General features: G+C 72.0%; 14 protein-coding genes. 1 reads left to right on the plus strand and 13 read right to left on the minus strand.

Translation table 11 applies throughout. From position 1 onward, the window contains the following. Positions 1-40: 40 nt before the first annotated feature. From RNL97_RS31005 to RNL97_RS31035, 7 genes are all read right to left on the minus strand, one after another. A complete protein-coding gene (locus tag RNL97_RS31005) occupies positions 41-1084 on the minus strand; it encodes a ketoacyl-ACP synthase III (RefSeq protein WP_030584290.1) in 1044 nt (347 codons plus the stop codon). Further along, positions 1081-2856, minus strand: a complete 1776-nt coding sequence (locus RNL97_RS31010) for a CoA-transferase (protein WP_313751480.1) — start codon at positions 2854-2856, stop codon at positions 1081-1083. The genes RNL97_RS31005 and RNL97_RS31010 overlap by 4 nt, the downstream gene beginning before the upstream one ends. Continuing rightward, positions 2853-4145 (minus strand): beta-ketoacyl-[acyl-carrier-protein] synthase family protein, encoded by a 1293-nt coding sequence (locus RNL97_RS31015; protein ID WP_030584284.1) that lies wholly within the window; start codon positions 4143-4145, stop codon positions 2853-2855. Before RNL97_RS31015 ends, RNL97_RS31010 begins: the two co-directional genes overlap by 4 nt. A 199-nt stretch (positions 4146-4344) precedes the next feature. Beyond that, positions 4345-5151: an ABC transporter permease subunit gene (locus RNL97_RS31020; protein WP_030584281.1), complete on the minus strand. Its 807-nt coding sequence runs from the start codon at positions 5149-5151 to the stop codon at positions 4345-4347. Positions 5152-5227: 76 nt separating this feature from the next. Then, on the minus strand, positions 5228-6184 hold the full coding sequence (locus tag RNL97_RS31025) for an ABC transporter ATP-binding protein (protein WP_030584278.1): 957 nt from the start codon (positions 6182-6184) through the stop codon (positions 5228-5230). Between the two features lie 215 nt (positions 6185-6399). Continuing rightward, positions 6400-7191 (minus strand): enoyl-CoA hydratase/isomerase family protein, encoded by a 792-nt coding sequence (locus tag RNL97_RS31030; protein ID WP_030584275.1) that lies wholly within the window; start codon positions 7189-7191, stop codon positions 6400-6402. Beyond that, the gene (locus RNL97_RS31035; protein ID WP_030584272.1) at positions 7188-7802 is read right to left on the minus strand and encodes a response regulator transcription factor; all 615 of its coding nucleotides are present in this window, start codon (positions 7800-7802) and stop codon (positions 7188-7190) included. Before RNL97_RS31035 ends, RNL97_RS31030 begins: the two co-directional genes overlap by 4 nt. 1035 nt (positions 7803-8837) lie before the next feature. On the opposite strand from RNL97_RS31035, the gene RNL97_RS31040 reads away from it, so the two are divergent. After that, positions 8838-9329, plus strand: coding sequence for an ATP-binding protein (locus RNL97_RS31040; RefSeq protein WP_313751482.1), 492 nt, complete (start codon positions 8838-8840; stop codon positions 9327-9329). A 69-nt stretch (positions 9330-9398) separates the two neighbouring features. Here the strand turns inward: RNL97_RS31040 and RNL97_RS31045 are convergent, their stop codons facing one another. The 6 genes from RNL97_RS31045 to RNL97_RS31070 form a co-directional block, all read right to left on the minus strand. Beyond that, complete coding sequence (locus tag RNL97_RS31045; protein WP_313751483.1) at positions 9399-10400, minus strand: alpha/beta hydrolase; 1002 nt, start codon at positions 10398-10400, stop codon at positions 9399-9401. A 109-nt stretch (positions 10401-10509) separates the two neighbouring features. Next, positions 10510-11547: a glycoside hydrolase family protein gene (locus tag RNL97_RS31050; protein WP_030584263.1), complete on the minus strand. Its 1038-nt coding sequence runs from the start codon at positions 11545-11547 to the stop codon at positions 10510-10512. Positions 11548-11575: 28 nt separating this feature from the next. Further along, entirely contained in the window at positions 11576-12856 is a 1281-nt protein-coding gene (locus RNL97_RS31055; RefSeq protein ID WP_030584260.1) for a TRAP transporter large permease subunit, read from the minus strand. A gap of 4 nt (positions 12857-12860) precedes the next feature. Beyond that, positions 12861-13493 carry a hypothetical protein gene (locus RNL97_RS31060; protein ID WP_030584256.1) on the minus strand — a complete coding sequence of 211 codons (633 nt, stop codon included), beginning with the start codon at positions 13491-13493 and terminating at the stop codon, positions 12861-12863. Next, positions 13490-15619: a hydantoinase/oxoprolinase family protein gene (locus RNL97_RS31065; protein WP_030584253.1), complete on the minus strand. Its 2130-nt coding sequence runs from the start codon at positions 15617-15619 to the stop codon at positions 13490-13492. The genes RNL97_RS31060 and RNL97_RS31065 overlap by 4 nt, the downstream gene beginning before the upstream one ends. A gap of 192 nt (positions 15620-15811) precedes the next feature. Continuing rightward, positions 15812-17425, minus strand: coding sequence for an FAD-dependent oxidoreductase (locus tag RNL97_RS31070; RefSeq protein ID WP_030584250.1), 1614 nt, complete (start codon positions 17423-17425; stop codon positions 15812-15814). Positions 17426-17481: the final 56 nt, after the last annotated feature.

A 17481-nucleotide genomic window follows, 5' to 3' on the forward strand; every position in this document is an offset into this window, starting at 1 on the left:
GGGGCCGGGGGACCCCCGGCGGAGGAGAAAGCGTCCGGGCTCACGGGATGCGCAGGAGCATCGCGCCCCAGCTGAAGCCGCGCCCGATGCCGATCGTCGCGACGAGATCGCCGGAGCGGATCTTCCCCGCGCGCAGGTTCTCCGAGAGGCAGCTCGGGATGGAGACGCTGGAGGTGTTGCCGCGCTCCTGGATGTTGGTCAGCAGCTTCTCGCGCGGGATCTCCAGCGTCCGGCACACCTGGTTGATCATGTTCAGGTTGCCCTGGTGGGGCACGAACCAGTCGATGTCGTCCACCGTCAGGCTGTTGCGCTCCAGGATCTCCCGGCCCACGTGGGAGAGCAGCTTCGGGCCGACCGCGCCGACCTCCCGCCCGCGCATCAGCATCTTGTCGTTCTCGTCGATGTCGAAGGCGTCGAAGTACGAACCGTCCGCGTGCAGCGCCACGTCCAGCAGACCGCGCTCCGCGGTGTCCGCCGACCAGACCGCCGCGGCGGCCCCCGCTCCGAACAGCGCCGAGTAGCGGTAGTCGAAGTTCAGGATCGGGCGCGGGTTCTCCGCGCAGACGACCAGCGCGTTGCGCATGCCGAGCGCCGGGAGCATGGCGGCGGCCGTCGCGGTGCCGTACATGAAACCCGCGCAGGCCACGGAGGTCACATCGAAGCAGGTGGCGTGACGCAGCCCCACCTGCTTCTGCAGCGGCAGCGAGATGTCCATGTAGTTGTTGGTGGCGCTGGAGGGGTTGGTACGCGGCCGGGTCGTGGACGTCGTGCCGATGACCAGGTCGATGTCGTCCGGGCCCAGACCGGCGGCGCTCAACGCGTCGTCCACCGCCCTGGCGGCCATCTCCACCGCGCGCTCCTTCTCGTCGGCCGGCCAGTGGCGGCTGACGATCCCCGTGTTCTCGCGGATCCAGGCGTCGTCGATGCCCAGCGCGTCGAGCTGCTCGAAGTGGGCGTTGGTGATCGGCTCACCGGGGAAGTAGTGGCCGATCCCGGCGAGCCGCACCGGGGCGATCGCGGTCGGGGGCAGGGGCCTGAGGTGGGCCGTCGTCGGGTCCGGGACGGTCTCGGCGGTCGTGGTCATCGGTAGAAGCCTTCCGGGTCCATGGTGCGCAGGAGCGAGAGTTCTTCGCTGGTGACGGCCTTCTCGTCGGTCAGGAACGCGCCGACCCCCGTGGAGCCGTCGGGGAAGTCCCAGCCGGTGAGGTCGCGGACCGCCGCCTCGGGCCCGTCGGGGAGGTCCGCCTCGGTGCGGCCCCGTCCGGGTACCGGCGGCAGCCAGCTCGTCAGTTCGAAGGCGGTGCCGGCTCCCGTCCGGGTGAAGCGCCCGAACTGGCTGACCACGTCGCGAACCCGCAGGCCCGGACTGGTCAGGTGGGTCAGCCGGGAGACGTAGCGGCGGGCCGAGGCGACCGCGATCACCACGCAGTCCACCGACGAGGCGATGTCGTTGGCCCCGCCGGAGCCGGTGATCCACCGGCCGTCGGGCAGCAAGGTCGTGTTGATGTTGGCGTCCGGGTCGATCTCCGCCGCCGACAGGACGCCCAGGCAGCGCGGGTTGGCGGCGACCGCGCCGCCCAGCGTCTCCGCGACCCCGGCCAGCATCTGCGAACGCTCCGCGTGCCGCTGGCTGAAGAGGAAGACGTCACCGGGCTCGGGGTCCATCGACTGGAGGCCCAGCTCGGCGGCCACCTGCACCTGGACGCCGTCGTCGGCCAGCAGCCGGGCCGCCAGCCACGCCGACATGTGCGAGGTGCCGATCCCGGCGAGCAGCGTGTCGTAGCCGCGCTCCCGCACCAGGTCCGCGACCGCGCGGGCGCCCAGCACGATCAGCTGCTCCTGCTCGGTGGGCGCGGCGTCGGCGTCCACCGGGGCGGGGGTCTTCCCCGCGGCGGCGCTTCCGCCCGGGGGAGCGGGGAAGACCAGCTCGGTACGGCGCGCCCCGCCCAGCTTCTCCAGGTACGCGGCGTGGTCCGGCACCCCGCCGACCCACTCCTCGTACCAGGCGGCGGCGGTCTCCGGGGTCTTGCAGGCGGCCACGATGCCGGTGAGGAAGGCGTAGTCGTCCAGGTAGCCGTCGACCCCGGCGAGCCCGCCGGTGCGCAGCGACTGCGGGTGCGCGCCGAGCGGGGCCTCGCACAGGCCGAGAACGCGGGCGGCGGGGATCACGACCCGGTCGGGCATCGCCGCGATCGCCTCGTCGTCGACGATCGCCTCCACGGAGGCGAGGACACCGTCGGTCGCGGCGTACGCGGCCCAGGCGCCTTCGCCCAGCGGGGGACAGGCCACGACATTGCCCCGGCGGTCCGCGACGACCCCGTGGAAGAGGGTGAAGCGCGGGCGCAGCGGGCTGAGCAGGGTGACCGTGCGGTCCGGGTCCTCGGGGTGCGGCACCAGGTGGAGGCTGCCCTCCTTGCCGTGCCGCAGGTCGGTCTCGGCGAGCATCGAACCGGTGGTCGCGAAGGGCTGGCCGAGCGCCCCTGCCATCAGTCGCTGGGTGTAGCTCAGCAGCGACCACATCTCCATCTCGAACGGCCTGCCCTCGGCCAGTTCACGGTAGAGGCGGTTGGGGCGCGGCGAGGGGTAGGTGTCGCCGACGAAGCCGGTGATCACCTTGCGCACGGCCCCGGAGAGGGCCAGCGCGTGGGCGCTGGAGTGCACGGCGGTGGTGCTCACGGTCAGGCTGCGGGTCCCGGTGAAGGTCCGGCAGACCGCGTTCAACAGGGCGTTGGGCCGTGACATCGTTGCCGCCGCGTGGACGTGGTCGCCCGCGCGGACGAAGCGGCTGATCAGGTCGTCGGGACCGCTCGCCAGATAGGGGGCGCCGGCAAAGGGGCGCTCGGGCGCTGTGGTCATGCGTGCTCCAGGGCCATGACGGAGGTTTGCGAGCCGAAGGCGAAGGACAGCGAGACCGCGAGGTCGAACTCGGTGTCGCGCGGCCCCTCAGCGACGTGGTCGTGGTCGCACTCGGGGTCCGGGGTGCGGTGGTTGGCGGTCGGGGCCAGCCGCTGGTGGTGGAGCATCAGCGAGGTGGCGGCGACGTTGATGATCCCGGCCATGCCGAAGGTGTGGCCGTAGATCGGCTTGTTGGAGCCGTGGGGCGGCAGGTCCGCGTCGTCGTGGTGCGGCAGCAGCCTGCGCAGGGCACGGCTCTCGGCGAGGTCGTTGTACCGGGTGGCGGTGCCGTGGCCGCAGACGTAGCCGATCTCCTCCGGCTTGCGCCCGGCATCGTCGAGCACCCCGGAGACGACCGAGGCGGTGACGTCTCCGACCAGGTCCATGCTCGTGGCGTGGTGGGCCTCGTTGAGGGCGCGGTGGCCCAGGACCCGGGCGTAGATCCGGGCGCCGCGCGCCCGGGCGGACGATTCGCGCTCCAGGCAGAGCGTCATCGCGCCCTCGCCCAGGGCGAATCCGCGCCGGTCCCGGTCGTAGGGACGGACGGCGCCGGCGGGGTCCTCGCGCTCCGGCGAGAGAACCCCGTCCCCGAGCCCCAGGTAGCAGCGGGCGACCTCGGGGGTGATCGGGAACTCGTGGCCCCCGGCGAGCACCACGTCGGCGCTGCCCGACCGCAGTTCGCGCAGGGCGAGGCCGATCGCGTGATGGCCGCCGACGCAGGCGCTGCTGACCGTGGTGACCAGGCCCTTCGCCCCCACGGCGATGGCGGCCAGGGTGGCCGGGCAGCCGGCCAGCCCGCGGAACATGGCCGTCGCCTTGCCGGCGTACGGATCCTGCTCCGGACCCGACGTGATGGTCTCGGCCCACCAGGACAGCGGGCCGCGGGAGGAGGACTGGACGATGCTCAGCCGTTCCGGGGCGATCTGGCCGCGGGCGATCCCGGCGTCCGCGAGCGCGTCGCCGACGGCGGCCATCGTGGCCAGGATGTCACGGTTGTACTTCGCGGCATGGGCCGGAGCGAGGTCCGGCAGCCGGGCCGCGGTGTCGAACGCGCCGAGCTGCGCGGCCGCGTGCACCGGCAGGCCGGCGGCGGCGAACGCCGGCTTCTCCAGGCGGGTCACCTGTGACGTTCCGGTGGAGACATGGCTCCAGAAGGCATGGACATCGGGGGTGCCGGGCAGTACGCACCCGATGCCGGTCAGCACGACGGGATCGGAGGGGTCCGGGGAAGGGTCTCGGCTGCTGTCCATGGACCGAAGCTAACTGCCGGTACATGAGCCTCGATATGGCCGTCAAGTACTCATGCGTGCCAACTTTGATGACCGTCAGTACTCTCTTTTTGACCGTTTTTCTTGTTCTCGTACGGTAGGCGCGTCGGTACACACAGCAGCGGCCCGGCGTCTCCGTGGGAGGAGAGGCCGGGCCGCTGCGGCGAGGCGGGAGGGCGGGTCAGGCGTTCTTGACGTCCCGTCGGTCCACCGCGTACGTGCCGACGGCGACGACCACGGCGGTCAGGCCCACCAGCAGGGCGACCCCGCCCCACGGCACCCCGTTGACCAGCGGGTCGTTGCCCAGCGCCCACTCCCAGGGGGAGACGCTCGACAGCGGCTCCAGGGTGTCGGACATGGGTGCGATGGCATGCAGCAGATAGCCGACGACGAGCACGCCCGCGGCTACGCCGAGCGCCGGCCCGCGGCCGAAACCGAAGCCGACGACGGCGTATGCGACCCCCGCGTGCAGCACGGCGAGCAGTCCGACCGTCAGCGTCACGGCCGCGACCCCGCCGCCGGAGACGTCCATGTCGAAGGAGACGACCGAGCCGTACACCGACAGCCACACCAGCGCGCTGGTGACGGCCAGTCCGAAGGCGACGCAGAGGAACCGCACCAGGAAGACGGTGCGGCGGGCGACCGGCAGCGCGAGCAGCAGTTCCAGCCGCCCGGCCTCCTCGTCGCCGCCGGTCAGGGCGGCGGTCGCGGTCACGGCCATCAGGCCGAGGAGCAGCGGGAGCAGCACCGCGTACAGGTTCCCCTTGAGGTAGCCGCTGGCGCTGCTGATCTGGTCGATCCCGAACGCGGCGGCCATCTCCGGCGAGACGCCGGAGGCGAAGTCCTCCAGAGCGCCGGACTTCTCCATCGACGGCCAGGCGCCGACGACGGAGAGTGCGAGCAGGACCAGCGCGGCCGACCAGGCGATCAGGGTGCGCTTCTGGATCTGTACTCCGCGCCGGAAGATCTCCGAGCTGGGCGATGACATGGTGTGTTTCCCTTCCGGCCGGCCCGGGGGAGCGGCGGCCTTGGTGACGTGAGACCCGTGGCGGTGGGGTACGCGGCTATCGCACCGGGTCGGCTGCCGCGGACGGCTCCGCGGCCGCGGAGCCCCGGCTGCCGGGGAGGTCGCTCTGGTAGTACTCCAGGAACGCCTCCTCCAGGTCCGGCTCGGGCGCGGTGAGCGTGGTGATCCGGCGGCCCGCCAGGAACGCCAGCAGGGTGTCGGGCGATCCGGCCCAGGCCAGCGAGACCTCCTGGCCTTCGGGGGTGCGGCGCTCCACGGCCGACGCCCCGTCCAGGGCGGCCAGCCCGGTGAGCGGGACCTCCTCGCCCTCGGCGAAGGTGATGTGGAAGCGCTGCGCGGCGCGGCGGCGCAACTCCCGCGTCGGGCCGGAGGCGGCGAGCCTGCCGCCCTGGAGCACCGCGACCAGGTCGGCGACGCGCTCGACCTCGGAGAGGATGTGCGAGGAGAGCAGCACGCTCTGTCCGTTGTCCCGGGCCTCCTCGACGGTGCTGAGGAACACCTGCTGCATCAACGGGTCGAGTCCGTTGGTCGGTTCGTCCAGGATCAGCAGCTCCGGCCTGGCCATGAAGGCGCCGACCAGGCCGACCTTGCGGCGGTTGCCGGTGGAGAGCCCGCGCACCTTGCGCGAGGGGTCGACCCCGAACCGCTGGACCAGATCGTCCCGGTGGGCGGTGTCCGTCAGCCCCCGCAGCCGCCCCCAGGACGCCAGTGTCTGCCCGATCGTCAGCCGGTCGTCCAGCCGCAGTTCGCCCGGGAGGTAGCCGATGCGCCCGCGGACCTCGGGGTCGGTCGGGTCCTGGCCGAGCACCCGGACCTGGCCGGAGGTGGGCCGGGACAGGCCCATGAGCATCCGGATCGTGGTGCTCTTGCCCGCCCCGTTGGGTCCCAGGTATCCGTAGACCACGCCTTGGGGGACCGTCAGGTTCAGACGGCTCAACGCGGTGAAGTCACCGAACTTCTTGGTGACGTCCGTACATTCGATGAGAGGGGTCACGTCTCTTCTGCTCTCCTCTTGCGCCCACGGCTCGTGCGTCCAGGGTCGGCCGGGGTCGTCCGGCGGGCATCGGGGGTGGGGGGCAGTGACAGGTGTACGGTACGTACAGCACATTCACTGATTACTGAATCTGATCAACAGACTAACGGGGTGGTTCACCTGCTGCAACGAAGCGCCCACCGGCGGTGGCGCGAAAGGCTCCTGTCGCGGGGTGTTCAGGACGGGGTGGGCCCGGGGGGAGCCGGTTCGCGGTTCGCGGCCGAGGCGGCCTGCCACCAGTAGCCGTTCTCCACCCCGAGCGCGCTCGTGCGGTCCAGATGCCCGGAGTCCCGCAACAGCCGGACCCCCGCAGCCAGGAGCGCCGGATCTCCGGCGGCCACCGACGCCGCCAGCTCCCGCGCCGCTGCGAGCGCCTCGCCGTCGGGAACCGTGCGCTCCACCGCGCCGAGCCGGGCGAGTTCGTCCGCCCGTACGCGCTCACCGGGTATCAGCAGCATCCGGGCCGCCACCCCGCGCCCGGCCCGGCGCAGCAGCGAGTGGACCGCCCCGCCGCCCGGCACCGCACCCACACCGAGCTCCGGGAGCCCGAACAGGGCGCCCTCCCCGGCCACCACCAGATCGCAGGCCAGGGCCAGTTCGAGCCCGCCCCCGAGCGCGTACCCCTCCACGGCCGCGACCACGGGGAAGGGGGCCGCGTGCAACGCCTCGAAGACCGTGCGGAAGTGGGCCCGCCGTACCGCGCGGCGGGACAGATCGCGCCAGTCGGGTTCCCGGGTGTCCGCGCCGCTGGAGAAGGTCCCACCGGCCCCGGTGAGCACCAACGCACCCGGAGACCCGCTCTTCGCCTTTGTCAACTGTATTAATTCAGCCGCGAGTTGCTCCAGCATTGCGGTGGACATCGCATTGCGGCGGTGCGGGCGGCACAGCGTGAGAGTGACCACCCGCCCGTTGTGCTCGACCAGGAGCGGGCTCGCCGCTGGTTCGGGTGCGGTCGGTGAAGGGGTCATCCGCAGGGCCTCAGCATTCTGAACAGCTCCTTGCGCCCGGATACGCCCACCTTGTGGAAGACCCGGCTCGCGTAGTTCTTGACGGTCTGCTGGGTGAGGCAGAGCTCCTGGGCGATCTCTTCGTTGGAGCGCCGACGGAGTAAGAGGCCGAGGATCTCCTCCTCACGCCCGCTCAGCTTCCACGCGCCTGACGACCCGGTCTTCCGGGTCTCCGGTGGTGGCTCGTCCGCGCCCAGATGCCAGAAGCCGCGTCCACTCAGCACCTCGTGCAGTCCCTTGACGATGGACTCGGGCGGGCACGACTCGTGGACGAACCCGGCGGCCCCGCCCCTGATGCTGTCCACCACGCTGCGGGGGGCGTTGTCCCTGCTGTAGAGGATGACGCGGGTGCCGCTCCAGTACGCAAGGTTGCCGAGGACCTCCTGCCACTGCTCGTACTCCACGAGTGCCACGTCGGGCCGGCCGCCGGGGAGGCTGCCGACCGCGGTCGGGTGGGGGCAGCCCCCCAGTACGGTGACGCTCGGATCACCCCGGAACAGATCGAGGATCGCCTTGCGTATCAAAGGTGACGAGTGCAGGACCACCAGTCCGCGTCCGCCCGTCTCGGCCATACCAGAACCCCTCGTACTTCCAGCGCGGCGGGTGACGCCGCGTGTCGTTCGGCATGTTGTGAATGTGTTGAACCGCACTCGCGAGATGACGCCCGTGCCGCGGACGGGAAGTCCGCTCCGGTGTGGCGGAGGGCGGAACTGCGGAGCGCGCGGGCACGCGACCGTATTGATGCCGGGATACCGCCGAGTATTCAGGCGGAAATCCCATTCCGGGTCGGCGCTTATTACCGACGCGTAGAAAACCTGCGTGGACAGATAATTCCCAGTGAAGGACGCACCCGGCCGGCTTCCGGTTCCACTTTCGCGGGCCTTTGATTCCTCGTCTGGCTGTGCACGTTAAGGCTCTGTGACATCCTCGGGAACAGCGGGCCGGGGGTGTGTCCCCGGCGCCGCGGCAGGCGGGACCGGTCCGGATCGCGGTGGTTCGGTGCGGTCATCCACCTGGTCCCGCAGGTGTCGCGTAACCGTGAGAGGTTAGCTGGCTGAGGCACGGCTTCCTCCCCCTGGTGGTGCGTTCCAGCCGGTGGCCGATCAAGGCCGCACGGGGTGAACCAAAACGAGAGTTCGGGCCCCGAATCCGTGCCAACACTAACCGCAGAGCCTCCACTTGTCACGCAGCGGATTTTTACCCGGCGGTCAAGAATATCCGCCGGTAATTGACGCATCCTTTGTTCCTGGATGCGCTTTGCGAGCACTGTCCGGCATCCGGCCCTGCGCCGGGGATGTCCGCATTCACCCGGGCGAGGAGGCCCCGTAGCGGCGTGATGGGCTGTCGACGGCCCCAGGGCGCGTCGAGGGCGGTCGCTCGTGCGGTGCTCCTGAGCCTCCGATGCCGACGGTCCGCCGGCCGTGAGCGACCACACGGCGCACAGGCCCGCGAAGGCGGGACGCCTCGCCGTCGGGGCCCGCCGAGCTGGGGAGACCCGGCGCAACCTCGCCCGAGCGGGCAGGCTCGAAGCGGGTGGCTTGAAATGTTCAGGGGCGGGTATGCGGTTTCCGCGGCTGCGGGGCGCAGCTGACGAGAACGGGGTACTCATGCAACGGCTGACAGCTCACGAGGGCACGGACCGGCGACGGCTGGAGGTCACCACGGCCACCGTGCGAAGCAGCGCTGCGTACGAGATGACCTCGGGTGATATCGGTCGGGCGCGCAGCTTCGTACGGGAGTTCCTCTCCACGGGCCAGTCGCAGCACGGGTGGGCGGTGTCCGGGCGGGCGATGGACGTCGCTCAGCTGGTGGTCAGCGAGCTCGCCACGAACGTGTGCAAGTACGCCCCGGGTCCCTGCCTGCTCGACGTCGAGTCCGCCGGGACCATGCTGAGCATCATGATGTGGGACTCCGGCGCCGTCCTGCCTGCTCCTTCGCCTGCTGATCCGGCCAGGATCGGCCGGCACGGGCTGGAGCTCGTTCTCGGGGTCTGTCAGAGCTTCGAGCTCCGCCGGGAAGCTGTCGGCAAGCGTGTGTGCGTACAGATCGCCCTGCAGGACAGCGCCGACGAAAGCCCTTCGGGCCGGACTGCCTGGTAAGCCGGTGCCCACCGAGCCGAGGGGCGCCCTTCGGCTCGGCCCACGCGGTCGTCGGCCGCCGGTTGGCGCTCAAGCCCCGGGGGCGGGTGCGCCCGACCCGGGTTCGGGCCGCCGGGAAGCCCCGCCCAGCGCCCGGCGCAGCACCGCGATCTGTTCGCGGGCCGCCCGGCGCGGCAGCGCGAGGTGGGGGAGCGTGCCGTCGAACCCGTGGAACGCGCCCGGCCACAGATGGAACTCGGTCGACACCCCCGCCTCGATCAGGCGCAGCGCGTACCGCGCGCACTCGTCGCGGAAGACCTCCAGCTCCCCCACGTCGACGTACGCCGGAGGGAGCCCCGACAGATCGGTCGCGCGGGCGGGCGCGGCATACGGGGGTACCTCGTCGCCTCCCGCGCGTGGGCCGAGCAGGGCCGCCCAGCCGTAGAGGTTGTTGGCGCGGGGCCAGGTGACCGCCTCGGTGAACTCCCGGCTGGAATGAGTGGTGTTGCGGTCGTCCAGCATCGGGCAGAGCAGCAACTGGAAAGCCAGCTCGGGGCCGCCGCTGTCCCGGGCCAGCAGGGCGGTGGCGGCCGCCAGCCCGCCGCCCGCGCTGATCCCCCCGATCGCCAGGCGCCCGGGGTCGATCCGCAGAGGCTCTGCCTGGTCCGCCGCCCACCGCAGGGCGCGGTAGCAGTCCTCCACGGCTCCGGGATAGGGGTGTTCGGGCGCCAGCCGGTAGTCCACCGAGACCACGACGCAGTCCGCCCCCAGGGCGTACGCGGAGACCCGGGCGTCGTCCATCTCGGGAGAGCCCAGCACCATGCCCCCGCCGTGCACCCACAGCAGACAGGGCAGCAGGCGGGAGCCCACCGCCCGTGACCGGTAGGTCCGGACCCGGAGCGGAGTGGGGCCCGGCAGCTGATGGTCGGTCACCACCACGCCCTCGGCGGGCGGGGCCACGGGCCGCGCGGCGCGTTCGGCCCGCAGCGCGGGCAGTTCCTCGTACGGCAGGCCGTGGAGAACCGTGGCCGGCGGCGGGTCGGCCGCGAGCGCTGCCGCCATCTCGGGGTCCAGGTTGGGGTGGTGGGGCATGGGTGGGGCAAGCCTCCCTCGGTGCGACGCGGTCCGGGGCCCCGGGGTGCGGGGGACGCGCGCAGGGGTGCGCCGGACACGCGTCCGGCGCACCCCTGCCCTACCCACGTCAGCCGCGGGCCACGCAGATCGAGCCCTTGAGGCGCTCGCCCGCCTCGTAGACCATGTACGGCACACCCCGGTCCGTACCGAAGCTGGGTGCGGCGGCCCGGCCGTTCTCCGGTGCGGCGTTGCCCGAATCGTAGAAGAGGCCGAGGTGGTTGCGGCGGGAGAAGTCGTTGCCGACCTCGGTGATCAGCATGTTTCCGCCGGTGTCCTTGCCGGTGTGGTAGACGACGTACGCCGTGTTGTTACGGGTCAGCAGGTGCGCGCCGCTGATGTTGTTCGCGCCGACGTCCGAGTGCCGGATCAACGGCTGCTGGGCGAACGTCCAGGTGCGGCCGTCCTTCGACCAGCCCCAGCCGATATCACGGCGGTTCGACTGGTTGTTGACCATGAAGAGCATCACGTACCGGGCGTCGCGCGCGGGCAGGTCGTGCCGGAACACCCGTGCGTAGGAGGTCTCGCTGGTGCCGGCCGGAAGCATGTCCCTGGTGAGCACGGTCTTGTCGTACGTGAAGTTGATGCCGTCCTTGGAACGGGCGAGGCGGGTGGTGTGGTTCTCGCCGTGGAAGTACAGCCACAGCTCCTTGACGTCCTCGTTCCACAGGACGTGCGGCGAGGAGACGTGGCTGACCTTGTAGTGCGGCTGCCAGTTGTTGGAGACGATCGGGTTCGCCGGGTACTCCGTGAACGGGCCCTCCAGCGAGTTCCCGTAGGCCAGGCAGATACCGCCGGGGGCGTCGTGCGGGGCGTAGTAGAGGTAGTAGCGGCCCAGCGGGTCGGCCAGCCGGTCGTAGACGCCTCGGATGCACGGGAAGATGATCTCGCCCGTCGGGTTGTACGTGAGCTGGGAGGGCGTCAGCAGCGGCTTCAGGTGCTTGTAGTCCGGGAAGCCGCCCGGCGCCGCCGCCGCGGGGCTCGCCGTCGCTCCGGCGGCGGCCAGTCCGGCGGTCGCCGCGATCCCGGCGACCGTCCCGCGCAGGAAGATCCGCCGGCTCGGCCGGCCCGCGTCGGGTGTGAGGGGTGAGTCCTGGTGCTGTGTCATGTCGTTCTCCGTCCCGAGAAGTGATGGATCACAGATAGGTGGCGGCGGTGACGCAGAAGCCGCCGAGCGCCACGGCCCAGACGTACGGCAGGGTGCGCAGCATCACCTGCTGCGGGGTCACCCCGGCGTACTGCGCGCTCCACACGGTCTGGGTGCTGGTGGGGTCCGACACCCCGAAGACCTGGTTGTACGAGGTGGCGAGCCCCAGCACCGCGACGGCCGGGTAGATGCCCGCGGCGATGAGGACCCCGGCGATCCCCGCGCCGAGACCGAAGACGTTCAGCGGACCCCGGTACAGGCAGAGCGGTACGAGCAGCGTGAACACCAGCACGAACAGCACCGGGTTCTGCGGGCTGACCGCCTTGACCAGCGGCTCCAACGACTCCACCGCGCCCGGCAGTTTGACCGCCGCGAGCAGGATGCCGATCGCGATGAACAGGACCATCGGGGCCGCCGCCACCTCGAACGCCCCGTACAGGGTGCGCAGCAGCCGCTTGTTCATCTCACGCGGCCGGGTGGTGGTCAGCAGCGCGTACAGCACGCCGGCCAGCATCGACGGCAGGATCGCCACCTCGAAGCCGAGAGCCAGCACCAGCGGCACGACCGGGGTGAGCAGGGCGTACCACGGGGCGTCGCCCAGCTGCTCACGGCGCGAAACAGGCTTCGCCGAGGCCGACTTGAGCGACCAGGCGTGTTCCACACCCCGGCGCCGCGTCTCGATCAGGACGAACAGCACGGCGGCGGCCAGTGCGAACGGGAACAGCTTCAGCATGAAGCCGCGCACCGTGGGGATGGGCAGTTCCAGCGCGGTGGAGAAGAACTGCCAGATCGGCAGCTCGAAGGGCATGCCCGCGGCGATGCCCATCAGGATGGTCCCGGCGGCGGTGACCTTGGGGATGCCGACGGCGATCATGGCCGGGATGCCGATGATCCCGGCGAGCATCGCCGCGGGGGCCGAACCGGTGACCGTACCGACCAGTGTGGAGACCGCGAGGACGCCGAGGGCGACCACCACCGGGCGGTCCCCGCCGAACTCGACGATCTTGCGGACCAGGGTGCCCGCGATACCCGTCTCGTCCAGCAGCTTGCCCAGCCAGGAGCCGAGCAGGATGGCGACCATCGTCGCCGCGAGCGCCGGGGCGCCCTCCTGGAGGACTGTGTCCAGAACGCTGTTCTCGCCGGTCAGCGGCGCGCCCGCGATGAAGGCGATGGCGACGGCCAGCAGGACGAGCGCGAAACCGGTGGGGAGCTTGCGGGTGAGCATCGCGGCGACACCGGCCGCCATGACAAGAAGGATGACGACGCCCATGGCGTTACTTCTCTCTTCCGTGCGGGGATCCGTGCGGGGACCCGTGCCGCGGCTCGGCCGCGGTGGCCAGCGCCGCCGTCAGCAGGAGGGGGCTGCGGCCGAGGCCGCAGACCGTGCGGGCGTGGGCATGGGCGGCGATCTCGTCGGCGCCCGCGACATGGCCGTACAGGGTGTGCCGTCCGGCGCGCAGCACGACGTGGTCCAGAGCGCGCTTGAGGCCCTTCTTCCGCGGCCCGTGGTGCAGTTGCTCGTGCACCGCCTCGTGGGCGATGGCGGCGGCCCGTACCGAACCGGCCGGGTACCAGTGCCGCCAGCCGAGCAGGTCGATCAGCTCGTCGGCGAGCGCCAGCGTGTCGGTGAACAGCTCGACGGTCGGGACCGGGCGCGAGGTGTAGCGGGCCAGCAGCCCCTTCGCCAGCCCCCCGTCGCTCTCCACGATCCGGGCCGTGGCGGCGACGGGCGGCAGCCCCGCCCCGAACGCGTCCGCCACGGCGGCCCAGTGGCGCAGCAGCTGAGGATCGCGCCGCTCGTGCGTGGGCGTGTTCCGCAGCAGCCGTACGCCGAACTCGATGTCGTCCTCGGCCTCCAGCTCCGCGATGGCCGCGCGCGCCGCCCGGTCCAGCAGGGCGGCCGTCACGACCGCACCTCCACCACGGCCACGACCGGCTCGTCGGCGGCCCGGGACCGCAGCTCGCTGCGGGCCAGCGCCAGCAGCGGGTCCGGATCGAGGACCCCCGACAGATCGGCGATGCGGGAGCCGAGCAGCAGCCGCAGCGCCGGAGCCCGGACCCCGCCGTCCCCGTACGACGTGGCCTCCTTCACCAGGCCCGCCAGCACCTCGGGGGCCCGGCCCACCGTCGTCGTCTCGACCCGGGCGTCCGGGGCGTGCAGCCGTACGACGCCGTCCGCGTCCACCACCCGCACCGGGTGCCGGTCCGCGCGGAAGCGGCGGCGCACCTCGGTGCCGTACACCGTGTGGGCGGGGGTGCCCGCCAGGACCCGCACGGACGCCGGGTCGGTGCGCAGGCTGTCGGCTGCGGCCCGCAGCCGGTCCGCCTCGTCCGCCCGGTGGGCACGGTCCTGGGTGCGCAGCTCGGTGGCGCCCGTCGCGACCGCCCGCACGGTGCTGGTCTGCGGGTCGACGGTCACCTCCACCTCCACCCCGTCGGCGGCGGCCCCCTGGGCGATGACGGCGGCCTCGGCCTCCGCCCGTACGGCGAGGATCTGCTCCTGGCGGGCGCCCGGGATGATCCGCTCGACCTGCTCCCGGATGAGGGCGAGGGCCACCCCGATGGGGCTGATCACCTCGTTGTGCCGGGCGATCCGCCCCTCCTGGCCGGTGACGGCCGCCAGATGCGGGGTGACCGAAGCAGCCCCTCCGCCGCCCCCGACGAGCACCGCGGTGTCCTTCTCCAGGCGGTAGTCGCGCATCATCGTCTCCACCACGGACTTCACCTGGTCGGTGCCCGCGTCCAGCAGCTTCGTCGCCGCCGTGGCGACATCCGTGCCGAGCGCGGCGGCCAGGGGGGCGAGCGCGGCCCGCGCCACGTCCTGGTCGCAGCGGGCGAAGTCGCCCTCCGGAACCCGCCCGAGCGCGTTCGCCGCACAGGTCATGGTGATCGCGAACCGTCCTCCCGCCGCGTCCAGCACCGCGTAGTCCGCCGGGTCGTCGGCCATCGGCCGGATGGTGGTCACCTTCGCGTCCCGCAGGTCCTCCGCGCTCGCGAAACAGGCGTACGGCAGACCCGCGATGTGTGCGCTGCGCGGCCCCACGCCGACGACCTTGCCGCCGTCGACCCGGACCATCGAACCGCCGCCCACGCCGACCGTCCGCACGTCGAGCGCCGAGAGGTACGACGTCCTGCCCAGCATCGTGGCGTGCCGCACGGCGACCTTGCCGCGCCGCACCACGCTGATGTCCGTGGACGTGCCGCCGGTCTCCAGGAACAGGCCCTCGCTGATGCGCTCCTGCATCAGCGCCCCGGCGACGCCCGCCGCCGGACCCGACAGCACCGTCAGCAGCGGTCTGCGCCGCATCTCGTCCAGCGACATCACCCCGCCGTCGCAGCGCATCACCATCAGCGGCGCGCTCACCCCCGCCTTGGTGATCGAGGCGTCGACCAGGTCGGCGGTGGCGAGCATCCGCGGCAGGATCGCCGCGTTCACCACGGCCGTCCGGGTCCGCTTGTGGAGCCCGTACAGCGAGGTGATGTCGTGGGCGGCCGTCGTCGGCAGCCCTCGGTCCCGGGCGGCCGCCGCGACCGCCTCCTCGCCCTCGGGACGGTCGACGCTGAACGGCTGGCTCGCGACGACGACTTCGGCTCCCTCCCGGACGACCTCGTCGAGCGCGGCGCGTACGGCGGGGGCGTCGTCCGCGTCGCCGACATGGGCGTAGACGAGCGGCAGCCGCTTGCCCGGGGTCAGCTCCAGTTTCCTGAAGGCGGCCAGCCGGCGGGTCAGCGCAGCACCCGGGCCGGTGCCGATGCCGATCAGGCCGACGGTGGCCACATCGCCCTCCAGCAGGGCGTTGGTAGCCTGAGTTGTCCCGTGGGCGAGGAACGTCACGTCCTCGGGCGTGTGGCCGGTCTGCTCCAGCAGCCGGTCGAGAGCCTCGACGATGCCGTGGGCGACACCGTCCTCGTGGTGGTGGCTGGTGGGTACCTTCACCTGCCCCAGCAGATGCAGGGTCGTGGCGTCTACGGCCACGGCGTCGGTGAAGGTCCCGCCCACGTCGATGCCGACGCGGATGCGGTGGGTGTTCATGGCTGGGCACCTCCTTGTGCGGGTGGGCAGGGCGAGGGCGGCAGGACCGGGCGTCGGCAGACGCCGTGGGTCCTGGGCCGGGCGGGTGCAGGTGGAGCTGCGCCCGCCCGGCGCTCCGCGGCCGCCCCTGGGGGCCGTGCGGTGAAACAGGTCGTACGGGGGCCGGACAGATGGAGCGGTGGTGCGCCCCCGTCAGTAGCCGCGTACGTCCGGCCAGTGGCGCTGGATTCCGTCGCGCTCCAGCAGCCGGGCGAACACCTCGAACCGCTTGTCCTCGGCCTGCACCCGGTGCGGCTCGACGTTCTCGGCGACACAGTGGGCGGCCAGGGCGCCGGCGACCTCGCCGATGTTCCACTCCACCGGGTGGAGCCGGTAGCAGCCGTTGGTGATGTGCGTGGTGCCGATGTTCTTGCCCGCGGGCAGCAGGTTGCGGACCCGGCGGGGGATGAGCGCGCCGAGCGGGATCTCGAACGGCACCGAACCGATGTCGATGTAGTTGTCGCCGCCGGTCGACGGGTGCAGATCGATGCGGTAGTTGCCGACGCCGACCGAGTCCCGGTGGCGGGTGCCGCCGTACGGGCCGACGATGTCGATCGACACGTCGTGCTCGGTGACCGTGGTGACGGCCTTGATCCGCCGCGACTCCCGGACGTACGGGGCCTTCGCCAGGCCGTCCGCCGTGCCGGTGACGTCCGGGCGCAGCCGCAGCCCCGGGAACCCCTGGCCGCCGTCCGCCCGGGGGGCCTCGGTCTGCAGCCAGTACAGGACCGACAGCGACAGCTGGCGCGCCCCGTGCAGCGCGGCGGCCGCCGTCTCCTCGCCGTCGCCGATCAGCGGCTTCAACCAGTAGTCGTTGAGCGGCCAGTTGACCAGCGTGATGTCCGAGTCGAACGCGCCAGGACGGTGCAGCTTGCGGGCCAGGATCCGGCGGAAGCCGAACAGCTCCTTGTCGCCCGCGTCGGCGGACTGGTCGGCGCTGACGTCCAGCGGGTCCAGCTCCGGGTTGGGCACGAAGGTGCGCGGGACGGCCTCCAGGCTGCGCGGGTCCGGGGCGAGGAAGCCCAGCAGCGGACCGGGCCAGAACTCCGGCTGGTAGGTGCGCCAGAAGTCGTAGTCGGCCGGGCGCTCGATGGTGTGGTCCTCGCCCTCGTGGTGCGAGAGTGCGAAACACACCGTGATGCCCTGCTGGTTGAGGGGCTGCGCCTCCTCGGGGGCGTGCGGCTCGTCGTACTCGCTCCGCGCCTCCGCGCCGATCACATGCTCCACCCCGGCGAGTTCGAGGAGTTCGCCGGTCTCGGTGGCGTCGATGATGTAACGGGCGCTGATCGTACGGCGGTCGCCGCTGCGTGTGTCGGCCAGCGTGACGGACCGTACGGTGTCGTCGTCGCCCGCCTCGGCGGCCACCGGGCGGTGCTCGGTGAGCAGCGTGAGCCGTCCGGCGGAGCGGTGGGGGGCGATCATCGCCTCCATGACCGCGAGCGCGACGCGCGGCTCGTGGCACAGCTTGCTGACGCGGCCCGCCCCGGGATTGAGGGTGCGCTGGGCCAGCGCCTCGGAACGCAGCGGGTACCACTGGCGGTAGTAGTCCCGGATGGACTCGCGCAGGGTGCGGTACGAGGCGGTGGTACCGAACTCCTCGACCCACGGGTGTTCGTCCGGCGGGACCGCCTGCGAGGTGAGCTGGCCGCCGATCCAGTCCGTCTCCTCGGTGAGGACGACGCTGCGTCCCGCCCGGCAGGCGGCGATGGCGGCGGCGACCCCGCCGAGTCCGGCGCCCACGATGAGGATGTCGGGTTCGGGTATCACGGTTCTCCTTGAAGTGCTGGACGTGCGTGGTGCGTTGCGGTGCGGTGACGGCCCCC

This window comes from Streptomyces parvus (assembly GCF_032121415.1).
In the GTDB taxonomy this organism is placed as follows: domain Bacteria; phylum Actinomycetota; class Actinomycetes; order Streptomycetales; family Streptomycetaceae; genus Streptomyces; species Streptomyces globisporus_A.

Bases quoted from the DNA above. Each gene is read 5' to 3' on its own strand.
- RNL97_RS31015 (WP_030584284.1), bottom strand. From the start codon at position 4,145: ATGGACAGCAGCCGAGACCCTTCCCCGGACCCCTCCGATCCCGTCGTG.
- RNL97_RS31065 (WP_030584253.1), bottom strand. From the start codon at position 15,619: ATGAACACCCACCGCATCCGCGTCGGCATCGACGTGGGCGGGACCTTC.
- RNL97_RS31055 (WP_030584260.1), bottom strand. From the start codon at position 12,856: ATGGGCGTCGTCATCCTTCTTGTCATGGCGGCCGGTGTCGCCGCGATG.
- RNL97_RS31010 (WP_313751480.1), bottom strand. From the start codon at position 2,856: ATGACCACAGCGCCCGAGCGCCCCTTTGCCGGCGCCCCCTATCTGGCG.
- RNL97_RS31035 (WP_030584272.1), bottom strand. From the start codon at position 7,802: ATGGCCGAGACGGGCGGACGCGGACTGGTGGTCCTGCACTCGTCACCT.
- RNL97_RS31045 (WP_313751483.1), bottom strand. From the start codon at position 10,400: ATGCCCCACCACCCCAACCTGGACCCCGAGATGGCGGCAGCGCTCGCG.
- RNL97_RS31005 (WP_030584290.1), bottom strand. From the start codon at position 1,084: ATGACCACGACCGCCGAGACCGTCCCGGACCCGACGACGGCCCACCTC.
- RNL97_RS31020 (WP_030584281.1), bottom strand. From the start codon at position 5,151: ATGTCATCGCCCAGCTCGGAGATCTTCCGGCGCGGAGTACAGATCCAG.
- RNL97_RS31050 (WP_030584263.1), bottom strand. From the start codon at position 11,547: ATGACACAGCACCAGGACTCACCCCTCACACCCGACGCGGGCCGGCCG.
- RNL97_RS31030 (WP_030584275.1), bottom strand. From the start codon at position 7,191: ATGACCCCTTCACCGACCGCACCCGAACCAGCGGCGAGCCCGCTCCTG.
- RNL97_RS31040 (WP_313751482.1), top strand. From the start codon at position 8,838: ATGCAACGGCTGACAGCTCACGAGGGCACGGACCGGCGACGGCTGGAG.